The organism is Stenotrophomonas maltophilia group sp. msm4 (assembly GCF_032025605.1).
Lineage (GTDB): Bacteria > Pseudomonadota > Gammaproteobacteria > Xanthomonadales > Xanthomonadaceae > Stenotrophomonas > Stenotrophomonas sepilia.
The window spans coordinates 471,903-489,691 of sequence record NZ_JAVSKK010000002.1; the positions used below are offsets into that span (position 1 = coordinate 471,903).

The following is a 17,789-nucleotide window of genomic DNA, read 5'->3' on the forward strand; positions in this document are numbered from 1 at the left end:
GCCGAGCCCACGCTCGGCTTGCGCGCGGTGCGGGCTTCATCGCGATGTGGCCGAAGCGGGGCCGAGCATGGCTCGGCTCCACAGGAGTGTGAGGGTGAACGACACGTGGTTGTAGAGCCGAGCCCACGCTCGGCTCGCGCGCGCAGCGCGGGCTTCATCGCGATCTGGTCGAAGAGCCGCCGAGCATGGGCTCGGCTCTACAGGAGTGCGAAGGAATGTGCGCGGTCTATGCCGGCGGCAGCACCTTGCCCGGGTTGAGGATGCCGTCCGGGTCCAGTGCGGCCTTGATCGCGCGCATCGCCGTCAGCGTTTCCGGGGTGAAAGCCTGTGCCATGAAATCGCGCTTGGCCAGGCCAATGCCATGTTCGCCGGACAATGTGCCACCCAATGCCAGGGTCAGCTCGAAGATCTTTGGCAACGCGGCATGCGCGCGCGTGTTTTCGTCGGCATCCTCCGGGTGGTAGAGGATGTTGACGTGCAGGTTGCCGTTGCCGGCATGGCCGAAGGTGACGATGGTGAGTCTGTAGTCACGCGCCAGTGCCTGCACGCCGGCTACCAGCTCCGGAATGCGCGACACCGGGACCACAACGTCTTCATTGATCTTGCCCGGCGCAACGCTGCGCAGCGCGGGCGACAGCGCCTTGCGTGCGGCCCACAGCTGGTCGCGCGCGCGGCCCTCCATCGCCACGTCCAGCTCGATCATGCCGTCGCCTTCGGCGGCACTGGCCAGTGCCTGCAGCAGATAAGGCAGGGTGTCGTGGTCACCATCGGCCTCGACCAGCAGCATCGCGCCTGCCTCCGGCACATCGGCACCATTCAGCCGCAGCAGCTCCAGGCTGCGCGCGTCCATGAATTCCAGGCGGGTGGGTACCACCGGCTGCGACATCAACCGCGACACGCCGGCCGCAGCAGCATCGGCATCGCGGTACAGCACGCGCAGGCCGGCCTGGCTGACCGGCAGCGGGGTCAGTTTCAGCGTGGCTTCCACGATCAGTGCCAGCGTGCCTTCGCTGCCCACCAGCAGATGGGTGAGGTCGTAGCCGGTGGCGTCCTTGGTGTAGGCACCACCGCAGCGGATCACCTCACCGGTGCCGGTCACCGCCACCAGGCCCAGTACGTTGTCGCGGCTGGTGCCGTACTTTACCGCGCGCGGGCCGCCCGCATTGCAGGCCAGGTTGCCGCCGATGCTGCAGATCTCGGCGCTGGACGGGTCCGGCGCCCAGAACAGGCCGTGCGACGCCAGCGCCTGCTGCAGCGTGCCGTTCAACACGCCCGGCTGCACGACCGCGCAGCGATCACCGGCGCGGATCTCGACGATGCGGTCCATGCGGGTGAACGAGAGTACGATGCTGCCCGGCTGCGGGACCGCGGCACCGGTGGTACCGGTGCCGGCACCGCGCGCGACCAGCGCCACGCCATGCGCGCGGCATGCACGCACCAGCGCCTGCACCTGCTCGATGTCCGCCGGAAACGCCACTGCGGCCGGCCGCTGATGGCGCCATGAGTTGTCCTGCGCATTCGCCTCCAGCGCGCCGTCATCCATGCGCCAGCCCTCCGTGCCCAGCAGGGTGGACAGTTCGGCAACCAGGGCAGCAGGCAGGGCAGGACTCATGACGGATCTCGTGAGGCAGCAGGAGCGGGTTGGATCAGTTTCCAGGCGACAACGGCGCCGGCCAGTGGCAGCCACACCCAGCGCAGTTCGGAGAGCAGGGTAGCCACGCCGCGTGCGCTGAAGAACTGTGGCGCGAACGGTGACACGCGGATGGGGCGCCACGGCGCGAAGAAGCGCTGTTCGCTCCACGGCCAGGCCAGCGCGACGCCCAGACCACCGGAGGTCATCGCATCGAGCAGCGGATGGCTGGCGGCGCAGGCGAAGACGAATACAGCGGCTTGTACGGTAGATGCCAACCTTGGTTGGCACACATCCGCCGACCAAGGTCGGCGACTACCCAAGAACGCCAACGCCGCGGCCAATGCTGCCAGCACGCCGGCAAACAGCAGTGAGTGGCTGGCGCCGCGATGGCCGAAGGCATCGGCATAGGGAATGTGCAGGGCGAAGGCCAGTACATCGGCATCGGGCAGCATGGCGGCGATCACGCCGGCGGCCAGCAGGCGCGGCGGGATGCGGCCACGATCAGCGGCGCACCACAGCGCCAGCGGCACAGCGGCATGGGTGATGATCGACGGCATCAGTCACGCACCATGGTCGTACCGGCCGCGGGCCGGCTGCAGGTCCGACGGGTAGTGCCGGCCGCTGGCCGGCAAAGAGTAGCCATCAGCAGTCATCCAATCGGAACGCATCCCGCAGCCAATGCAGCTGCGGCGGTTCGCCGGTGGCTTCGACCACATCGAAACGGCAGGGCGCATTGGCCAGCGCCGGGTGGTCCTGCAGGTACAGCTGCGCGGCGTGGGCCAGGCGCCGGCATTTGCGCGCATCGACCGAAGCGGCGCCACCGCCGAAATCCGATCGCGCGCGGTAGCGCACTTCCACGAACACCACGGTGCCGGCATCGTCCATCACCAGGTCCAGTTCACCGCCGCGATAGCGCACGTTGCGCGCACGCGGCTGCAGTCCCGCCTGTTGCAGATGCTGCTCGGCGGCGGCTTCCACCGCCGAGCCACGTTGGCTGCGCTCAGCGACCACCGACGATCGGCATCGGCCGGCCGCCATTGAAGGTCGACCAGGCCGGCTGGCGCAGGATGTTGCCGTTGCTGTCCAGGAACAGGGTGCCGGTGGCACCGTCCAGGCCGCCTTCGTTGGACAGCTTGTCCAGGTAGGCGGTGATCTTCCAGGCGTCGGCACCGAAGGCGAACAGGCGGCCGGCCGCACCGCGTGCGCTCGGCAGGGTGCTGGCCACCTGGCTGGCCGACGGCAGGCCGGACACACTGCGCACGTTCCAGGCTTCGTTCGGATAGACGATGCCGTCCAGCGCCACGTCTTCTTCCACCTTGCCGCTGCCAACGGTCAGCTGCGAGGTGCCAACGCGGGTCGCGCCGCCTGCACCGGCCAGCGCCAGCTGCGGCGCCAGCAGGCGCGCCTGCGGCGCACGCACGGCGAGGAATACGGCATCGACCTGGCCGGCGTTGCGCACCTGCGCGCCGACATCGCCGACGGCATCGGTGACGCCGATCGTGGCCACCACCTGGCCACCGCGCTGCGCAAAGCGCTGGGCGAAGGCGGCGGCGGCACGGCGGCCGGTGTCATCGGCGCTGTTGATCACCAGCGCCTTGCCGCGCTCGCGGCCACGCAGGTACTCGGCGGCGACGATGCCGTCGTCTTCCGGTGCCAGCGAGAAGCCGGCACTGCCGGTCGGCGGTGCGTCCTTGCCGCGGTTCAGGGCCAGCACCGGCACCTGCAGCTGCTGCCGGCCGTACACGGCGTCCACTTCGTCGCGGCCCAGCGGACCGACCACGAAGTCGGCACCGGAGGCGACGGCCTTGTCATAGGCGGCCAGGGCACCGGCCGGGGTGCCGGCGGTGTCGAAGAAGTTGATGTCCGGGCGGCGGCGGCTTTCACCGTAATAAGCGCTCAACAGGCCATCGCGCACCGGCTGTGCGGCGGTGGCCAGGCGGCCGCTGAGCGGCAGCAGCACGGCCAGCTTGGCCGGCGGGCGGTAACCGTCGCTCATCGCCGGCGGGCGCTTGTTGGTGTCGAACTGGGCCGCGCCATCGCGGTCGAACGGGCGCGGCAGCGGCAGGCCGCGCGCGATCAGTGCACGGCCGGCGAAGTTGTAGAGCGGGTCGTTGGCCGGCAGGGCGGCGGCACGGCTGCGCAGGGTGGCGTCGTCGAGGGTGCCGAGCAGGCCGGCAATGGCGGCCTGGTTCTCGCTGCGCGCGCTGCCGGTCAGGCTGGAATGGGCGCGGGCGCGCTCGGTGGCGGCGCCGAAGGCATCGCCGGTGCCCTGCAGGGCACTGGCGCGGGCGAGGTACCAGCGCGTACGCAGCGCCGGCAGCACGTTATCGCCGTGGTCCTTCAGCAGGGCCAGTGCCTGCGCCGGCTGCTTGTCGGCCAAGGCGAGCTCGGCACCGGTCAGCTGGTAGCGCTGCAGGCTGGCGCCGGACAGCTGGCGTGCGGTGAGCTGGCCGAGCAGGCTGCGCGCGCGGGCACTGTCGCCGGCCAGGTGCCAGGCCCAAGCCGCATCGGCCAGGGCGTTGCTGCGGGCGCCGCCGCGCAGCGTGGCGGCCAGGCCTTCCAGCTGCAGTGCGGCGTCGCGCGGCTTGCCCTGTTCGATCAGCGCCAGCGCCTGGCTCTGGGCCGGCGAATCGGGGGTGCTGGTCAGGCTGGTGGTGGCACAACCGGCCAGCAGCATCAGCGACAACGACAGGGCGGAGATCCGTGCGGCGGGCTTGTTCATGATCGGGTCCATGCGATGAGGGCAGCGGCCTTGGCCGGGTACACGCTACGATTCTACCCTTGCCCCGTGAGTACCGCTGAAATGAGTGTGCCAACCCTGTACGTCGTCGCCACCCCGATCGGCAACCTGGCCGATCTGAGCCCGCGCGCACAGGAGGTGCTGCGTTCGGTGGCGGCCATCTGTGCCGAGGACACCCGCCGCAGCGGCCAGCTGCTGTCCCATTTCGGCATCCAGCAACCGCTGGTGGCCCTGCACGAACACAATGAAGAGGCCTTGGCGCAACGCCTGGTTTCGCGATTGCAGGCCGGCGAGTCGCTGGCGCTGGTCAGCGATGCCGGTACCCCGTTGGTCAGTGACCCCGGTTTCCGCCTGGTGCGTGCCGCGCGCGCGGCGGGCATCAAGGTCAGCCCGGTGCCCGGCGCCTGCGCCGCCATTGCCGCGCTGAGCGTGGCCGGCCTGCCCAGCGACCGTTTCAGCTTCGAGGGTTTCCTGCCGGCCAAGGCCAGCGGTCGCCGCGACCGCCTGCAGGCGCTGGCCGGCGAAGTGCGCACGATGGTGTTCTACGAATCCTCGCACCGCATCGCCGAGTCGCTGGCCGACATGGCGGCGATCTTCGGCGGCGAGCGCCCGGCGGTGCTGGCCCGCGAGCTGACCAAGCTGTTCGAGACCGTGCTTGATGGCGACCTGGCGGGGCTGCCGGCCCAAGTCGAGGCCGACGACAACCAGCTCAAGGGCGAGTTCGTGGTGATGGTGCAGGGTGCCGGTGACGACGAGGAAGCGCAGCTGGCGCATGGTCGCCGCGTCTACGCGAAGCTGAGCGAGCACCTGCCGCCGTCGACCGCCGCCAAGCTGGCTGCGGAACTGACCGGTGCGCCGCGCAAGGCGCTGTACGGTAGTTGATGGATCGTGCGGACCAAGGTCCGCACCCACCAGATCGGAATCCGCACCCACCAAGGCAGCGGCATCGGTAGATCCACGCCACGCGTGGATGGATGAACCGGACGCCGCGATCGGCACGGCAGGAAAGGCGTGCGTACGCTAGAATGCGCGCTGGCGGAGTCGGCCAGACAGTCGCGTCATCCCTTCGGGGGTGCCGAGGAAAGTCCGGGCTCCATAGGGCAAGGTGCCAGGTAACGCCTGGGCGGCGCAAGCCGACGGAAAGTGCAACAGAAAGATACCGCCTACGTCTTCTTCGGAAGGCCGGTAAGGGTGAAATGGTGCGGTAAGAGCGCACCGCGAGTCTGGTAACAGACCGGCACGGCAAACCCCACCTGGAGCAAGACCAAATAGGGATCCTTTGGCGCGGCCCGCGTTGGATCCGGGTAGGTTGCTTGAGCGTTGCGGTGACGTAACGCCTAGAGGAATGACTGTCCACGACAGAACCCGGCTTATCGGCCGGCTCCGCCTCTTTCTTCGATATGCATGAACCGCGCATCTGTAGTGCCGGCCGCTGGCCGGCAGCTTCACGATGCCAGCAGTGGCGGACAGAGTGCTGCCGGCCAGCGGCCGGCACTACCTCGACGTCGCGCGGTCCTCAGCCCGGCGTGCGGTACTGCCCGGCGGAAATGAACTGCGAGAAGCGCTCGCACCACACCACCACCGTGGTGTAGTCGTCCACGTCCACGTTCGCGGGCACCTCGACCAGGAAGCGGTTGAAGGTCTTTACCTCGCCGATGCGCTGGGCCTGCGCCTTGATCTTCAGGAAGTCGGCCTTGTTGTCGACGAAATCGCGAACCAGATAGACCTTGTAATCCGGGCCCGGTCCCATCTTCCCGTCGAAGGCGACCTGGGTGGCGCTGACGCTGACCTTGCCTTCGGCCCAGTGCACCGCATCGCTGCCTTTGAGGTCGCGGCGGAAGGTGGTGCGGTAGGTGGCGTCTTTCATTGCGGCCTGTACCTGGGCGACCGGCGGGTCATCGGGGGCGATCAGGATCGGCAGCAGATAGACGCCCAGGCCGAAGCCCAGGCCGAGGGTGAGCAGATGGGTGGCGAGCAGGATGAGGATGCGGCGCATGGGGCCTCCTTGTGGTTGCGGTCGATCGCGCGGCGTGATGCCGGGCGCGACCACCCTGGGAGGTCAGGGCCGACATTTATAGACACAGTGCCAAATGCGAAAAGGACACAGTGGGCGGGCTGGAATGCCGGAACCCCTGTGGCACAGGCACATTGCGGTCGCGGCTGGAAGCTGAATGACGTTTCAAGCCCGCTGCGATGGCGACCGCCGTCACGTGGATCGCGACAGCAAGCTGCGGGTAGGGCCGGCCGCTGGCCGGCAGCGTCATGGCGAATCCGAGCATCCAAAGGCTGCCGGCCAGCGGCCGGCACTACCCCCGCCAAGAGCATCCGGCCAGGGGCCGTCACGACCGGGTCAGAAAATGACGTGGCTTTGTCCGCTCGGTGCACCCTGCGGGCCGAAGCGGCGTTCGTGGATCTCGCCGTGGCCGTCGGCGTCGATCAGCAGCACGGTGCTGGCGCGGGTGCCGTAGTCGTCGCCGCGGATGAAGGCCGGGCTCAACCAGCGCTCGCGTTCCAGGCCGATGCCGGTGTCGGGCAGGTCGCTGTCGGCGGGGCGGTGTTCATCGGCCAAGGCATTCCAGAGCGGGGTCAGGTCCGGGGTCAGATCCCTTTCGCGTTGCGAAAGGGATCTGACCCCGTCTTCCTGCAGCCAGGCTTCAAGGGCCGCCATCAGCCTGCGGGTCTTCGGCCAGGGCGCGTCCAGCGCGCCGTTGGACATGCCGTGTACGCCCGGGCCAAGCGTCTGCCGTTCGGCGGGATGGTTGCCCAGGTACTCCAGGCTGTCGCTATCGGCCAGCAGGAGATTGAACGGGGCGTAGGCGCCAGCCACGGTCGCCAAGCGGTCGATATGCACGGCGGCCGGGTCGCGGCCGCGCAGGAAGTCGGCCACCAGCGCGCCTCGCGACGGTCCGGTCTGGGCCACCAGCGGGTCGCGGACGTTGGTGACCACCGCCATCCGGCCCGAGGCGCCGACTCCGGCCCAGCCACCGCCGGAGCGCAGGTCGCGTCCTCCGATGACGGAGGTCTCATCCTGCCAGGTGGCCAGCGCCGCGGTGGGGCGGGCGTGGAACTCATCACGGTTGCCGGTCATCACCAGCCGCCAGCGCGGGTGGTGCATCCAGCCAAGAGCAAGCAGGCACATGGCCTCATTGTGCACCGTTTGCGCAGTCCGGCGCCGTTTCCGGCACGGCTCGGATGACTGCGCGGCCGATGTTTCACACCCCGTCCACGCCCCTGAACTTCCGTTCAATCTCAAAAATTGAGACGGATCAGCAACTTGTGGATAAGCCTTGAACAAGTCTCTAAAGGTTGTTGCAAGCCATTGATGCGGCTGGCGATTTCCCTGCTGAAAAGTTGTTGACAACCCTCGGCCCGCTGCTAAGGTGGGCATCAGAGGGAAATCCGGGTGTTTTGTGGGTTTTCGTGGTTCAATGTTTCACCGGGCGAAGGACAAGGTGCAGGCGTCGTGTTCCAGGGCGAGACGGCCATCACAGTTGACGACAAGGGGCGCATGGCGGTTCCCACCGCTTACCGCGACCTCGTCGCGCGCGCCAGCAACAACCGTCTCGTGCTGACCTACAACCCGTTCGAAGCCGGCTGCCTGTGGCTGTACGCAGAGTCGGAATGGGAACGGGTCCGCGACGATGTGATGTCCAAGCCCAACACCCAGCGCGTCGTGCGCCTGTTGCAGCAGAAGCTGGTCGGCTCGGCCGCCCATCTGGAGCTGGACGGCAACGGTCGCATCAGCATCCCCGCCAGCCACCGCGGTGCGGTGGGCATTGAGAAGAAGGCGGTATTGCTCGGTATGGGCGACAAGTTCGAATTGTGGAGCGAGCAGGCGCATCGGGCCCTGATCCAGCAGACATTGTCTGACGAGGATCTGGGTGATGGGTTGCTCGACCTGAAGTTGTGAGCCGGGGTGCCCGGATGCGCCCAGAAGCGCAGGCCGGTCACCTTCCGGTGTCGCAGTCGCCGGCGGTGCACCTGCCGGTCCTGTACACCCAGGTCCTTGAAGGCCTGAGGGTGATCGAAAACGGACGTTATCTGGATGGCACGTTCGGTCGTGGCGGTCATGCACGTGGCGTGCTCACCCAGCTCGGTCCCGAGGGGCGCCTGCTGGTCATGGACAAGGATCCGGAAGCCATCGCCGTTGCCGAGCGCGATTTCGCGCCGGATCCGCGCGTGTCCATCTTCCGTGGCAGCTTCGCCCAGCTGCTGCAGTGGGATGCGACGGCCGAAGGCCTGGACGGCGTGCTGTTCGACCTGGGCGTGTCGTCGCCGCAGCTGGATGTGGCCGAACGAGGCTTCAGCTTCGGCAAGGACGGCCCGCTGGACATGCGCATGGACCCGGACAGCGGTGAAAGCGCCGCGCAGTGGATCAACCGCGTGGAAGAGCGCGAGATCGCCGATGTGCTGTGGACCTACGGCGAAGAGCGCCAGAGCCGGCGCATCGCCCGCGCCATCGTGGCCCGCCGCGAGAAGCAGCCGTTCTCCCGCACCGCCGAACTGGCCGAGCTGATCGCCTCGGTGATGCCGCGTGGAAAGGACAAGATCCATCCCGCCACGCGCAGCTTCCAGGCCATCCGCATCCACATCAACCGCGAGCTGGCCGATCTGGAAGCAGGGCTCGATGCGGCGGTGGAACGGCTCAAGCCCGGTGGCCGTCTGGCGGTGATCAGCTTCCACTCGCTGGAAGACCGCATCGTCAAGCAGTACATGAACCGCCTGGCCAAGGCGCCGCCGGCCAACCGCCGCCTGCCCGAGGCCGTTGCGTTCGTGCCGACGCTGGACCTGATCGGTGGGGCCATCAAGGCCACCGACGAAGAGCTGGCCGCCAACCCGCGCGCCCGCAGCGCCGTGCTGCGCGTGGCCCAGAAGCGGGAGGCCGACGCATGAGCCGGCTGCTGCTGATCATCCTGTTGGCCTGCACCGTGGCCTCGGCGATCGGCGTCGTGTTCGTGCGTCACCGTCATCGGCAGACGTTCATCGAGCTGTCGCGCGCCGAGCGCAAGCGCGATGACATCAACCTGGAATTCGGCCGCCTGCAGCTGGAGCAGGCCACGCTGGCCGAAGCCAACCGTGTCGATCGCATCGCCCGCGAAAAGCTCGGCATGAAGTTCCCCGAGGCCGCCGACATCGTGGTGGTGCGCCCATGAGCAAGGCCGGTCGCAACCGTCCACGCAATGCCTTCAACCTGCGCCAGCGCCTGCGCTGGGTGGCGTTGGCGCTTGGCCTGTGCTCGGTGTCGCTGGTCGGTCGCGCGGCCTACGTGCAGATCATCAACAGCGACTTCTACCAGCGCCAGGGTGAGGCCCGCTACCTGCGCGAGCTGCCGATCAAGACCTCGCGCGGCATGATCACCGACCGCAACGGCGAGCCGCTGGCGGTGTCCACGCCGGTTGCCTCGATCTGGGTCAACCCGCAGGACCTGCTGCGTTCGCCCGAACGCATCCCCGAGCTGGCCCAGGCGGTCGGCATGTCGGTGGATGAGCTGAGCAGCCGCCTGTCGCAGAAGTCGGACAAGGAATTCATGTACCTGCGTCGCCGGATCAATCCGGACGAGGCGGAGAAGGTGGTCGCGCTGAAGATTCCGGGCGTGGCCGCGCAGCGCGAGTTCCGCCGCTTCTACCCGCAGGGTGAGGCGATGGCGCACGTGCTGGGCTTCACCAACATCGATGATCGCGGCCAGGAAGGCCTGGAACTGGCCTTCGACGAATGGCTGCGCGGCAAGCCCGGTGCGAAGCGGGTGATCCGCAACCGCAAGGGCGAGACCGTCGAAAGCGATCTGCTGCGTGCCGCTGAGCCGGGCAAGGACCTGACCCTCAGCATCGACCGCCGCATCCAGTACCTGGCCTTCAAGGAACTGCGCAACGCGCTGGTGGCCAACAAGGCGGCCGGCGGTTCAATGGTGATCATGGACGTGACCACCGGCGAGATCCTGGCCATGGTCAACCTGCCGACCTACAACCCGAATTCGTTGACCGGCGCGATCCCTGATACGCGCCGCAACCGCGCGGTGACCGACCTGGTCGAGCCGGGTTCGACGATGAAGCCGCTGACCATCGCCACCGCGCTGCAGGCCGGTGTGGTGACCAAGGACACCATCATCGACACCAACCCGGGCTACATGACGCTGGGTCGCTTCACCATCCGCGACGTGCCACGCAACAACGGCGTGCTGAACGTGACCGGCGTGATCACCCGCAGTTCGAACGTGGGTGCAGCCAAGGTTGCGGCGAAGATGCCGGACCAGACCTTCTACGACGGCGTGCGCCGCTTCGGCTATGGCTCGGCGCCGCACAGCGGGTTCCCGGGTGAATCGGCCGGTGTGGTGATGCGTCCGGCGCGCTGGTCGGGGACCACCAAGACCACCATGTCCTACGGCTATGGCCTGTCGGTCACGCCGCTGCAGATTGCCACCGCGTACTCGGCGCTGGCCAACGGCGGGCGCCTTATCGCGCCGACTTTCGTCAAGGGCCAGCGCAACGAAGGCCAGCAGATCATCGATGAAAACGTCGCCAGGCAGGTGGTGGCGATGATGGAGACGGTGGTCACCCAGGGCGGCGCCAAGCAGGCGGCGGTGCTGGGCTACCGCGTGGCCGGCAAGACCGGCACCGCGCGCAAGGCCGGTCCGGGTGGTTACGAGCGCGGGCATTACAACGCGCTGTTTGCCGGCGTGGTGCCGGCCACCAACCCGCGCTTCGCCACCGTCATCGTCATCAACGATCCGCAGGCCGGCAAGTTCTACGGCGGCCTGGTGTCGGCGCCGGTCTATCACAACGTGATGGAAGGCACCCTGCGCCTGATGGACGTGCCGCTGGACGACCTGCAGTCGTGGCTGGCCGCACAGCAGTCGGGCAAGGTCGGCCATTCGGCCTCGATCCTGCCCGCACCGCCGGCCGAGACCGCGCTGCCGGTCGATGCCGCCGCTGAATTCGATGCTGCGCTGCCGAGCGCGCAAGCCCAGACGCCGCCCGCTACGGGAGGCACGCAATGAGTCCTTCGATGTTGCTTTCGCAGTTGCTTCCGGACGTGGCCCTGGCGGGCCATGATCCCGTTCTGACCGGCCTGGTGCTGGACAGCCGCGCCGTGCGCCCCGGCAATGCCTTCGTCGCCATCGCCGGTTTCGGCGCGCATGGCCTGGGCTTTGTCGAGCAGGCCCGTGCGGCCGGTGCCAGCGCCATCCTGTTCGAGCCACCGGCACCGACCGAGCTGCCGGCGCCGGCCGATGCGATCGCCGTGCCGGGCCTGCGGGCGCGCATGGGGGCGATGGCCGACCAGTTCCACGGCGCGCCGTCACGGGCGATGGCGATGGTCGGCGTGACCGGTACCAACGGCAAGACCTCCACCGTGCAACTGCTGGCCCAGGCCTGGCACCTGCTCGGAACGCCCAGTGGCAGTATCGGTACGTTGGGCGCCGGACTTTATGGTGCGGTCGAGCCGACCGGATTCACCACGCCGCTGGTACTGCAGATGCATGCGCTGCTGGCACAGCTGCGCGACGCCGGTGCGCGTGCGGTGGCGATGGAAGTCAGCTCGCACGCCCTGGACCAGGGCCGCGTGGATGCCGTGCACTACGACGTGGCGGTGTTCACCAACCTCACCCGCGACCATCTGGACTACCACGGTGACATGGCCAGCTACGGCGCGGCCAAGGCGCGGCTGTTCCATCGCCCGGGCCTGAAGGCGGCGGTGGTCAACCTGGACGACGCCTTTGGTCGCCAGCTGTTCGCTGGCCTGCCTGCCGGCGTGCAACCGATCGGCCTGAGCTCGCGCGGTGCCGCTGACGCCAGCGTGCGCGCTGAAGCGCTGCAGCTGGATGGGCGCGGTATTGCCTTCGAGCTGGTCATCGACAGCCAGCGCGCCGCGGTGCAGTCGCCGCTGCTGGGCCGCTTCAACGTGGACAACCTGCTGGCCGTGGCCGGCACCCTGCACGCGCAGGGCCAGCCGCTGCCGCGCATCGCCGAAGTGCTGTCGGCGCTGCAGCCGATCCGTGGCCGCATGAACCGCCTCGGCGGCGAAGACGGCCTGCCGACCGTGGTGGTCGACTACGCACATACCCCGGACGCGCTGGAGCAGGCGCTGGACAGCCTGCACGGCCATCTGCAGGGCACGCTGTTCTGCGTGTTCGGCTGCGGTGGCGAGCGCGATTCAGGCAAGCGTCCGCAGATGGCGGCGATTGCCGAGCGCCTGGCCAACCAGGTCATCGTCACCGACGACAACCCGCGTGGCGAGAATGGCGACGTGATCGTGGCCGACATCCTGGCCGGCTTCCAGCACGCCGATGCCGTGACCGTGCAGCGCAACCGCGCGCGTGCGATCGGCCTGGCGGTGAAGCGTGCCGGTGCCGGCGACATCATCCTGATTGCCGGCAAGGGCCATGAGCCGTACCAGGAAGTGAATGGCGTGCGTCATGACTTCGACGACACCGAAGTGGCTGCGGCTGCACTGGCGGCCAAGGCCGGTGTTCTGCAGGCACAGGCCGGGGAGGGCGCCGCATGAAGCGCACCCTGCTTTCGCTGATCGCACACTGGGCCGGTGGCGAGATCCACGGCGACGACGTGGCCATCGATGCAGTCAGCAATGACACCCGCAACCTGGGCCCGGGCAGCCTGTATGTGGCGCTGCGCGGCGAGCGTTTCGACGGGCATGACTTCGCTGCCGACGCGCAGGCGCGCGGTGCCAGTGCGCTGCTGGTCGAGCGGCTGCTGCCGATCGAGCTGCCGCAGGTACTGGTGGCCGACAGCGAGCTGGCACTGGCGAAGATCGCTACCGGCATGCAGCGTGACCGTGGCACCGAGGTGTTCGCGATCACCGGCAGCAATGGCAAGACCAGCGTGAAGAGCCTGCTGCTGTCGATCCTGCAGCAGGTGGCCCAGCACGCGCACAAGGTGGTCTACGCCAACCCGGGTAACCGCAACAACGAGATCGGCCTGCCGCTGGCGGTGATCGATGCGCCGGAAGATGCCGACTACGCCGTCTACGAGATGGGCGCTGGCAAGCCTGGCGATATCGCCTACCTGACCGACATCGCCCGCCCGCGCTATGCGCTGGTCAACAACATTGCCCCGGCACACCTGGAACGCATGGGCAGCCTGCTCGGCGTGGCGGTGACCAAGGGCGCGATCTATGCCGCGCTGCCGGCCGATGGCGTGGCAGTGATCAACGCCGACGATGCCTATGGCCGCTGGTTCGAGCAGCACTTCATCAGCACCCCGGCGCGTTGCCGCGTGCTGCGCTACGGCCTCGAACACTCGGCGGACGTGACCGCGCGCGACATCCGCGCCGGTGCACAGGGCAGCCAGTTCACCCTGGTCGCACCGACCGGCGAAGCCCGCGTGGTGCTGGGCCTGCCGGGTCGCCACAACGTCAGCAATGCGCTGGCCGCCGCCAGCCTGGCGCTGGCCGCCGGTGTCGATCTGGCGCTGATTGCCGCCGGCCTGGCCGAAGCGCAGCCGGTGCCGGGCCGCCAGATTGCCCATCAGCTGCGCAACGGCGCGGTGCTGGTGGATGACAGCTACAACGCCAATCCCGGCTCGCTGGCTGCGGCCATCGATGCCCTGGCCGCCGCCCCGGAAGAGGGCTGGCTGGTGCTGGGTGACATGCGCGAACTGGGCCCGGACGCCGAGGCGCTGCATGCGCAGGCCGGCATCCGCGCACGCGCTGCCGGCCTGAAGCGGCTGTATGCGCTGGGTCCGCTCAGTGCCGCCGCTGCGGCCGCCTTCGGTGAAGGCGGTCGCCATTTCGCTACCCATGGTGCGCTGTCACAGGCGCTGCAGGATGAGTTGCACGCTGGTGTGCGCTGCCTGGTCAAGGGTTCCCGTGGCAGTGCCATGGACCTGATCGTCAAAGCGCTGCTGGCGCAAGGAGAGGAATCCCCGCATGTTGTATGAACTGGCTCGATGGTTGCAGCAGTTGGAGAGCCTGTTCGGGCTGTTCAACTACCAGACGTTCCGCGCCATCCTTGCCGCGCTGACGGCCCTGTTCCTGTCGCTGTGGCTTGGACCGGCGATGATCCGCAAGCTCGCCCAGTTCAAGGGCGGCCAGCCGATCCGCCAGGACGGTCCGCAGACCCATTTCTCCAAGGCCGGCACGCCGACCATGGGCGGTTCGCTGATCCTGCTCACCATCACCCTGTCGGTGCTGATGTGGGCCGACCTGCGCAACCGCTACGTGTGGCTGGTGCTGGCGGTGATGCTGTGCTTCGGCGCCATCGGCTGGTATGACGACTGGATCAAGATCGTCCGCCGTGACCCGAACGGCCTGAAGTCGCGCTGGAAGTACCTGCTGCAGTCAATCTTCGGCCTGGCCGCGGGCCTGTTCCTGTTCTACACGGCTGACGTGCCGGCAGCGCTGACCTTCTACATCCCGATGTTCAAGTCGGTCGCGCTGCCGCTGGCCGGCATCGGCTTCGTGGCCATCGCCTACTTCTGGATCGTCGGCTTCTCCAACGCGGTGAACCTGACCGACGGCCTGGACGGCCTGGCAATCATGCCGACCGTGCTGGTGGCCTGCGCGCTGGGCGTGTTCGCCTATGCCTCGGGCAACGTGGTGTTCGCCAACTACCTGCAGATCCCGCAGATCCCGGGCGCCGGCGAACTGGTCATCATCTGTGCGGCCATCGCCGGAGCCGGCCTGGGCTTCCTGTGGTTCAACACCTATCCGGCCATGGTGTTCATGGGCGACATCGGCGCGCTGGCGCTGGGTGCGGTGCTGGGCACCATCGCGGTGATCACCCGCCAGGAACTGGTGCTGGTGATCATGGGTGGCGTGTTCGTCATCGAAACCCTGTCGGTGATGATCCAGGTCGCCTCGTTCAAGCTGACCGGCAAGCGCGTGTTCCGCATGGCGCCGATCCACCACCATTTCGAACTGAAGGGCTGGCCGGAGCCGCGCGTGATCGTGCGCTTCTGGATCATCTCCGTCGTGCTCGTGCTGATCGGCCTGGCCACGTTGAAGGTGCGCTGAGATGAACGACCTGTCCCGCCAGGCAACACGCCTTGAAGCCATCGAAGGCAGCTACGACAAGTGGCTGCTGGGCGCGATCATCGCGCTCACCGGCGTGGGCGTGGTGATGGTGGCGTCCAGCTCGATCGCCTTGATGAGCAGCCCGTTCTACTACCTCAACCGCCACCTGATCTTCCTGGCGGTGGGTATCGTGCTGGCGGTCATCGCCGCCCGCACCGAGCTGAAATCCATCGAGCAGTACAACCAGATGCTGCTGCTGGGCTGCTTCGTGCTGCTGCTGGCGGTGTTCGCGCCGGGCCTGGGCAGCACGGTCAACGGCGCACGCCGCTGGATCAACCTGGGCATCTCCAAGTTCCAGACGGTCGAGGCGGTGAAGGTGCTGTACATCGTCTGGCTGTCCAGCTACCTGGTGCGCTTCCGCGACGAGGTCAATGCGACCTGGCCGGCGATGCTCAAGCCGCTGGGCGTGGCCGGTGCGCTGGTGGTGCTGCTGCTGCTGCAGCCGGACTTTGGTTCTTCGACCCTGCTGCTGGCGATCACCGCCGGCATGCTGGTGCTGGGCGGGGTGAACATGCCGCGCATGTCGATGCCGGTGGTCATCGGCCTGGTCGGCATGAGCGCACTGGCGATCATCGAGCCGTACCGCATGCGCCGCATCACATCGTTCCTGGACCCGTGGGCCGACCAGCAGGGCGACGGCTACCAGCTGTCCAACGCGCTGATGGCAGTGGGCCGTGGCGAGTGGACCGGCGTCGGCCTGGGCAATTCGGTGCAGAAGCTGTACTACCTGCCGGAAGCGCACACTGACTTCATCTTCTCGGTCACCGCCGAGGAATTCGGTTTCCTGGGTACCTGCGTGATCGTGGCGCTGTACGCGCTGCTGGTCGGCCGTACCTTCTGGCTGGGCATGCGCTGCGTGGAAATGAAGCGCCACTTCTCCGGCTACATCGCCTTCGGCATCGGCCTGTGGATCAGCATGCAGACCTTCGTTTCGATCGGCGTGAACCTGGGCATCCTGCCGACCAAGGGCCTGACCCTGCCGCTGATCTCCTCCGGCGGCTCGTCGGTGCTGATGACCTGCGTGGCGATGGGCCTGCTGCTGCGCGTGTCCTACGAGCTCAAGCGCGCCGAGCGTCGCCAGGCCGTGCGCATCGGTGGCGCCGAAGAAACCGCTGCCGAGCCGATGGAACCCGCCGCCCCCCCCCCCGCCCCCCCCCGGGGGGGGGGGGGCCCCCCCCCCCCCGCCAGCGTGCCGGTGAGCGCCGAGCCGACGGCTGCCGCTGCGGCGAACGCCGCGCGCGGCACCAGCCGCCTGCAGTCGCGCATCGAACCGACCTTCGGGAGGCTGTCATGAGTGCAGCCAACGAGAAGGTGCGCCCGGTGATGATTCTGGCCGGTGGTACCGGCGGTCACATCTTCCCCGGCCTGGCCGTGGCCCGCGTGCTGCGCGAGCGTGGCGTGCCGGTCACCTGGATGGGCGCCGAAGGCGCGATGGAAACCCGCCTGGTGCCGCAGCACGACATTGCCATCGACACGCTGGCGATCACCGGCCTGCGCGGCAAGGGCAAGCTGGCGCTGCTGGCGGCTCCATGGCGGCTGATGCGCGCGCTGCGCGCGGCCGGCATGATCATCCGCAAACGCCAGCCGCGTGCGGTGGTGGCCTTCGGTGGCTTCGCCTCCGGCCCGGGTGGCATGGCCACGCGCCTGCATGGCCTGCCGCTGATCGTGCATGAGCAGAACCGTGCGCCCGGCCTGACCAACCGCATCCTGTCGCGTTATGCGCGCCGGCTGCTGACCGGTTTCCCGGGCACCTTCGCCCAGCGCGAGGAATTCGTCGGCAACCCGGTGCGTGCGGAGATCGCCGCCATCGCTCCGCCGGAACTGCGCTTCGCCGACCGCAACGGCCCGCTGCGCGTGCTGGTGGTGGGCGGCAGCCAGGGTGCGCGCGCACTCAATGCCGGCGTGCCGCAAGCGATCGCCGCGCTGGGTGCCGGCGTGCCGGTGCAGGTGCGCCACCAGAGTGGCGAGAAGATGCATGCCGAGGCGGTCGAGGCGTATGTCAAGGCCGGCGTGCAGGCGGAAATCACCCCGTTCATCGCCGACATGGCCGAGGCCTTCGCCTGGGCCGATCTGGTCGTGTGCCGCTCCGGTGCGTCGACCCTGGCCGAGCTGTGCGCGGCCGGCGTCGGCAGCGTGCTGGTGCCATTCCCCGCTGCCGTCGACGATCACCAGACCCGCAATGCGGAGTACCTGGTCGAGCGCGGCGCGGCGGTGTTGCTGAAGCAGGACGGAACGCTGGCCGACGGCATTGCCGCACTGCTGCGCGATCTGTCCGAAAATCCCGCCCGCCGCATGCAGATGGCGCAAGCCGCGCGTGCCCTGGCCAAGGTCGATGCCGCCGAGCGCATCGCCGATATCATTCTCGAGGAAGCTGTATGAAGAAGGCATGCC

General features: G+C 68.2%; 16 protein-coding genes and 1 other RNA gene. 11 read left to right on the top strand and 6 right to left on the bottom strand.

Features of this window, described 5'->3' with window-relative positions:
- Nucleotides 1-226 precede the first annotated feature (226 nt).
- The 4 genes from ROV93_RS11235 to ROV93_RS11250 form a co-directional block, all read right to left on the bottom strand.
- Nucleotides 227-1,612, bottom strand: a complete 1,386-nt coding sequence (locus ROV93_RS11235) for an FAD-linked oxidase C-terminal domain-containing protein (protein ID WP_072167842.1) — start codon at nucleotides 1,610-1,612, stop codon at nucleotides 227-229.
- Nucleotides 1,609-2,190 (bottom strand): metal-dependent hydrolase, encoded by a 582-nt coding sequence (locus ROV93_RS11240; RefSeq protein WP_072167843.1) that lies wholly within the window; start codon nucleotides 2,188-2,190, stop codon nucleotides 1,609-1,611. Before ROV93_RS11240 ends, ROV93_RS11235 begins: the two co-directional genes overlap by 4 nt.
- 85 nt (nucleotides 2,191-2,275) lie before the next feature.
- The gene (locus ROV93_RS11245) at nucleotides 2,276-2,644 is read right to left on the bottom strand and encodes a YraN family protein (protein ID WP_049439300.1); all 369 of its coding nucleotides are present in this window, start codon (nucleotides 2,642-2,644) and stop codon (nucleotides 2,276-2,278) included.
- Nucleotides 2,634-4,355, bottom strand: coding sequence for a penicillin-binding protein activator (locus ROV93_RS11250; protein WP_180890771.1), 1,722 nt, complete (start codon nucleotides 4,353-4,355; stop codon nucleotides 2,634-2,636). Before ROV93_RS11250 ends, ROV93_RS11245 begins: the two co-directional genes overlap by 11 nt.
- Before the next feature lie 81 nt (nucleotides 4,356-4,436).
- On the opposite strand from ROV93_RS11250, the gene rsmI reads away from it, so the two are divergent.
- Both rsmI and rnpB read left to right on the top strand, forming a co-directional pair.
- On the top strand, nucleotides 4,437-5,255 hold the full coding sequence (rsmI, locus tag ROV93_RS11255; RefSeq protein WP_312539793.1) for a 16S rRNA (cytidine(1402)-2'-O)-methyltransferase: 819 nt from the start codon (nucleotides 4,437-4,439) through the stop codon (nucleotides 5,253-5,255).
- 155 nt (nucleotides 5,256-5,410) lie between these two features.
- Nucleotides 5,411-5,762, top strand: an RNA gene (rnpB, locus tag ROV93_RS11260) — RNase P RNA component class A.
- Nucleotides 5,763-5,889: 127 nt separating this feature from the next.
- Here the strand turns inward: rnpB and ROV93_RS11265 are convergent.
- A complete protein-coding gene (locus ROV93_RS11265) occupies nucleotides 5,890-6,369 on the bottom strand; it encodes a DM13 domain-containing protein (RefSeq protein WP_005415283.1) in 480 nt (159 codons plus the stop codon).
- Nucleotides 6,370-6,723: 354 nt separating this feature from the next.
- Nucleotides 6,724-7,512, bottom strand: coding sequence for an NRDE family protein (locus ROV93_RS11270; protein WP_072167847.1), 789 nt, complete (start codon nucleotides 7,510-7,512; stop codon nucleotides 6,724-6,726).
- A 324-nt stretch (nucleotides 7,513-7,836) separates the two neighbouring features.
- Between ROV93_RS11270 and mraZ the strand changes: the two genes are divergently transcribed.
- From mraZ to murG, 9 genes are read left to right on the top strand one after another with little or no spacing between them, the layout of a single operon-like run.
- Complete coding sequence (mraZ, locus tag ROV93_RS11275; RefSeq protein ID WP_004143635.1) at nucleotides 7,837-8,283, top strand: division/cell wall cluster transcriptional repressor MraZ; 447 nt, start codon at nucleotides 7,837-7,839, stop codon at nucleotides 8,281-8,283.
- Nucleotides 8,284-8,297: 14 nt separating this feature from the next.
- Nucleotides 8,298-9,266 carry a 16S rRNA (cytosine(1402)-N(4))-methyltransferase RsmH gene (gene rsmH, locus ROV93_RS11280; RefSeq protein WP_049468237.1) on the top strand — a complete coding sequence of 323 codons (969 nt, stop codon included), beginning with the start codon at nucleotides 8,298-8,300 and terminating at the stop codon, nucleotides 9,264-9,266.
- Complete coding sequence (gene ftsL, locus ROV93_RS11285) at nucleotides 9,263-9,526, top strand: cell division protein FtsL (protein WP_005415286.1); 264 nt, start codon at nucleotides 9,263-9,265, stop codon at nucleotides 9,524-9,526. The genes rsmH and ftsL overlap by 4 nt, the downstream gene beginning before the upstream one ends.
- Complete coding sequence (locus ROV93_RS11290; RefSeq protein WP_069139504.1) at nucleotides 9,523-11,367, top strand: penicillin-binding transpeptidase domain-containing protein; 1,845 nt, start codon at nucleotides 9,523-9,525, stop codon at nucleotides 11,365-11,367. The genes ftsL and ROV93_RS11290 overlap by 4 nt, the downstream gene beginning before the upstream one ends.
- Nucleotides 11,364-12,872: a UDP-N-acetylmuramoyl-L-alanyl-D-glutamate--2,6-diaminopimelate ligase gene (locus ROV93_RS11295; RefSeq protein WP_072167848.1), complete on the top strand. Its 1,509-nt coding sequence runs from the start codon at nucleotides 11,364-11,366 to the stop codon at nucleotides 12,870-12,872. Before ROV93_RS11290 ends, ROV93_RS11295 begins: the two co-directional genes overlap by 4 nt.
- The gene (gene murF, locus ROV93_RS11300; protein WP_072167849.1) at nucleotides 12,869-14,263 is read left to right on the top strand and encodes a UDP-N-acetylmuramoyl-tripeptide--D-alanyl-D-alanine ligase; all 1,395 of its coding nucleotides are present in this window, start codon (nucleotides 12,869-12,871) and stop codon (nucleotides 14,261-14,263) included. The genes ROV93_RS11295 and murF overlap by 4 nt, the downstream gene beginning before the upstream one ends.
- Nucleotides 14,253-15,338 carry a phospho-N-acetylmuramoyl-pentapeptide-transferase gene (mraY, locus tag ROV93_RS11305; RefSeq protein ID WP_005415291.1) on the top strand — a complete coding sequence of 362 codons (1,086 nt, stop codon included), beginning with the start codon at nucleotides 14,253-14,255 and terminating at the stop codon, nucleotides 15,336-15,338. Before murF ends, mraY begins: the two co-directional genes overlap by 11 nt.
- Nucleotide 15,339: 1 nt before the next feature.
- Nucleotides 15,340-16,692: a putative lipid II flippase FtsW gene (ftsW, locus tag ROV93_RS11310; protein WP_312539803.1), complete on the top strand. Its 1,353-nt coding sequence runs from the start codon at nucleotides 15,340-15,342 to the stop codon at nucleotides 16,690-16,692.
- Nucleotides 16,689-17,777 (top strand): undecaprenyldiphospho-muramoylpentapeptide beta-N-acetylglucosaminyltransferase, encoded by a 1,089-nt coding sequence (gene murG / locus ROV93_RS11315; RefSeq protein WP_072167851.1) that lies wholly within the window; start codon nucleotides 16,689-16,691, stop codon nucleotides 17,775-17,777. Before ftsW ends, murG begins: the two co-directional genes overlap by 4 nt.
- The last annotated feature ends 12 nt before the right edge of the window (nucleotides 17,778-17,789 follow it).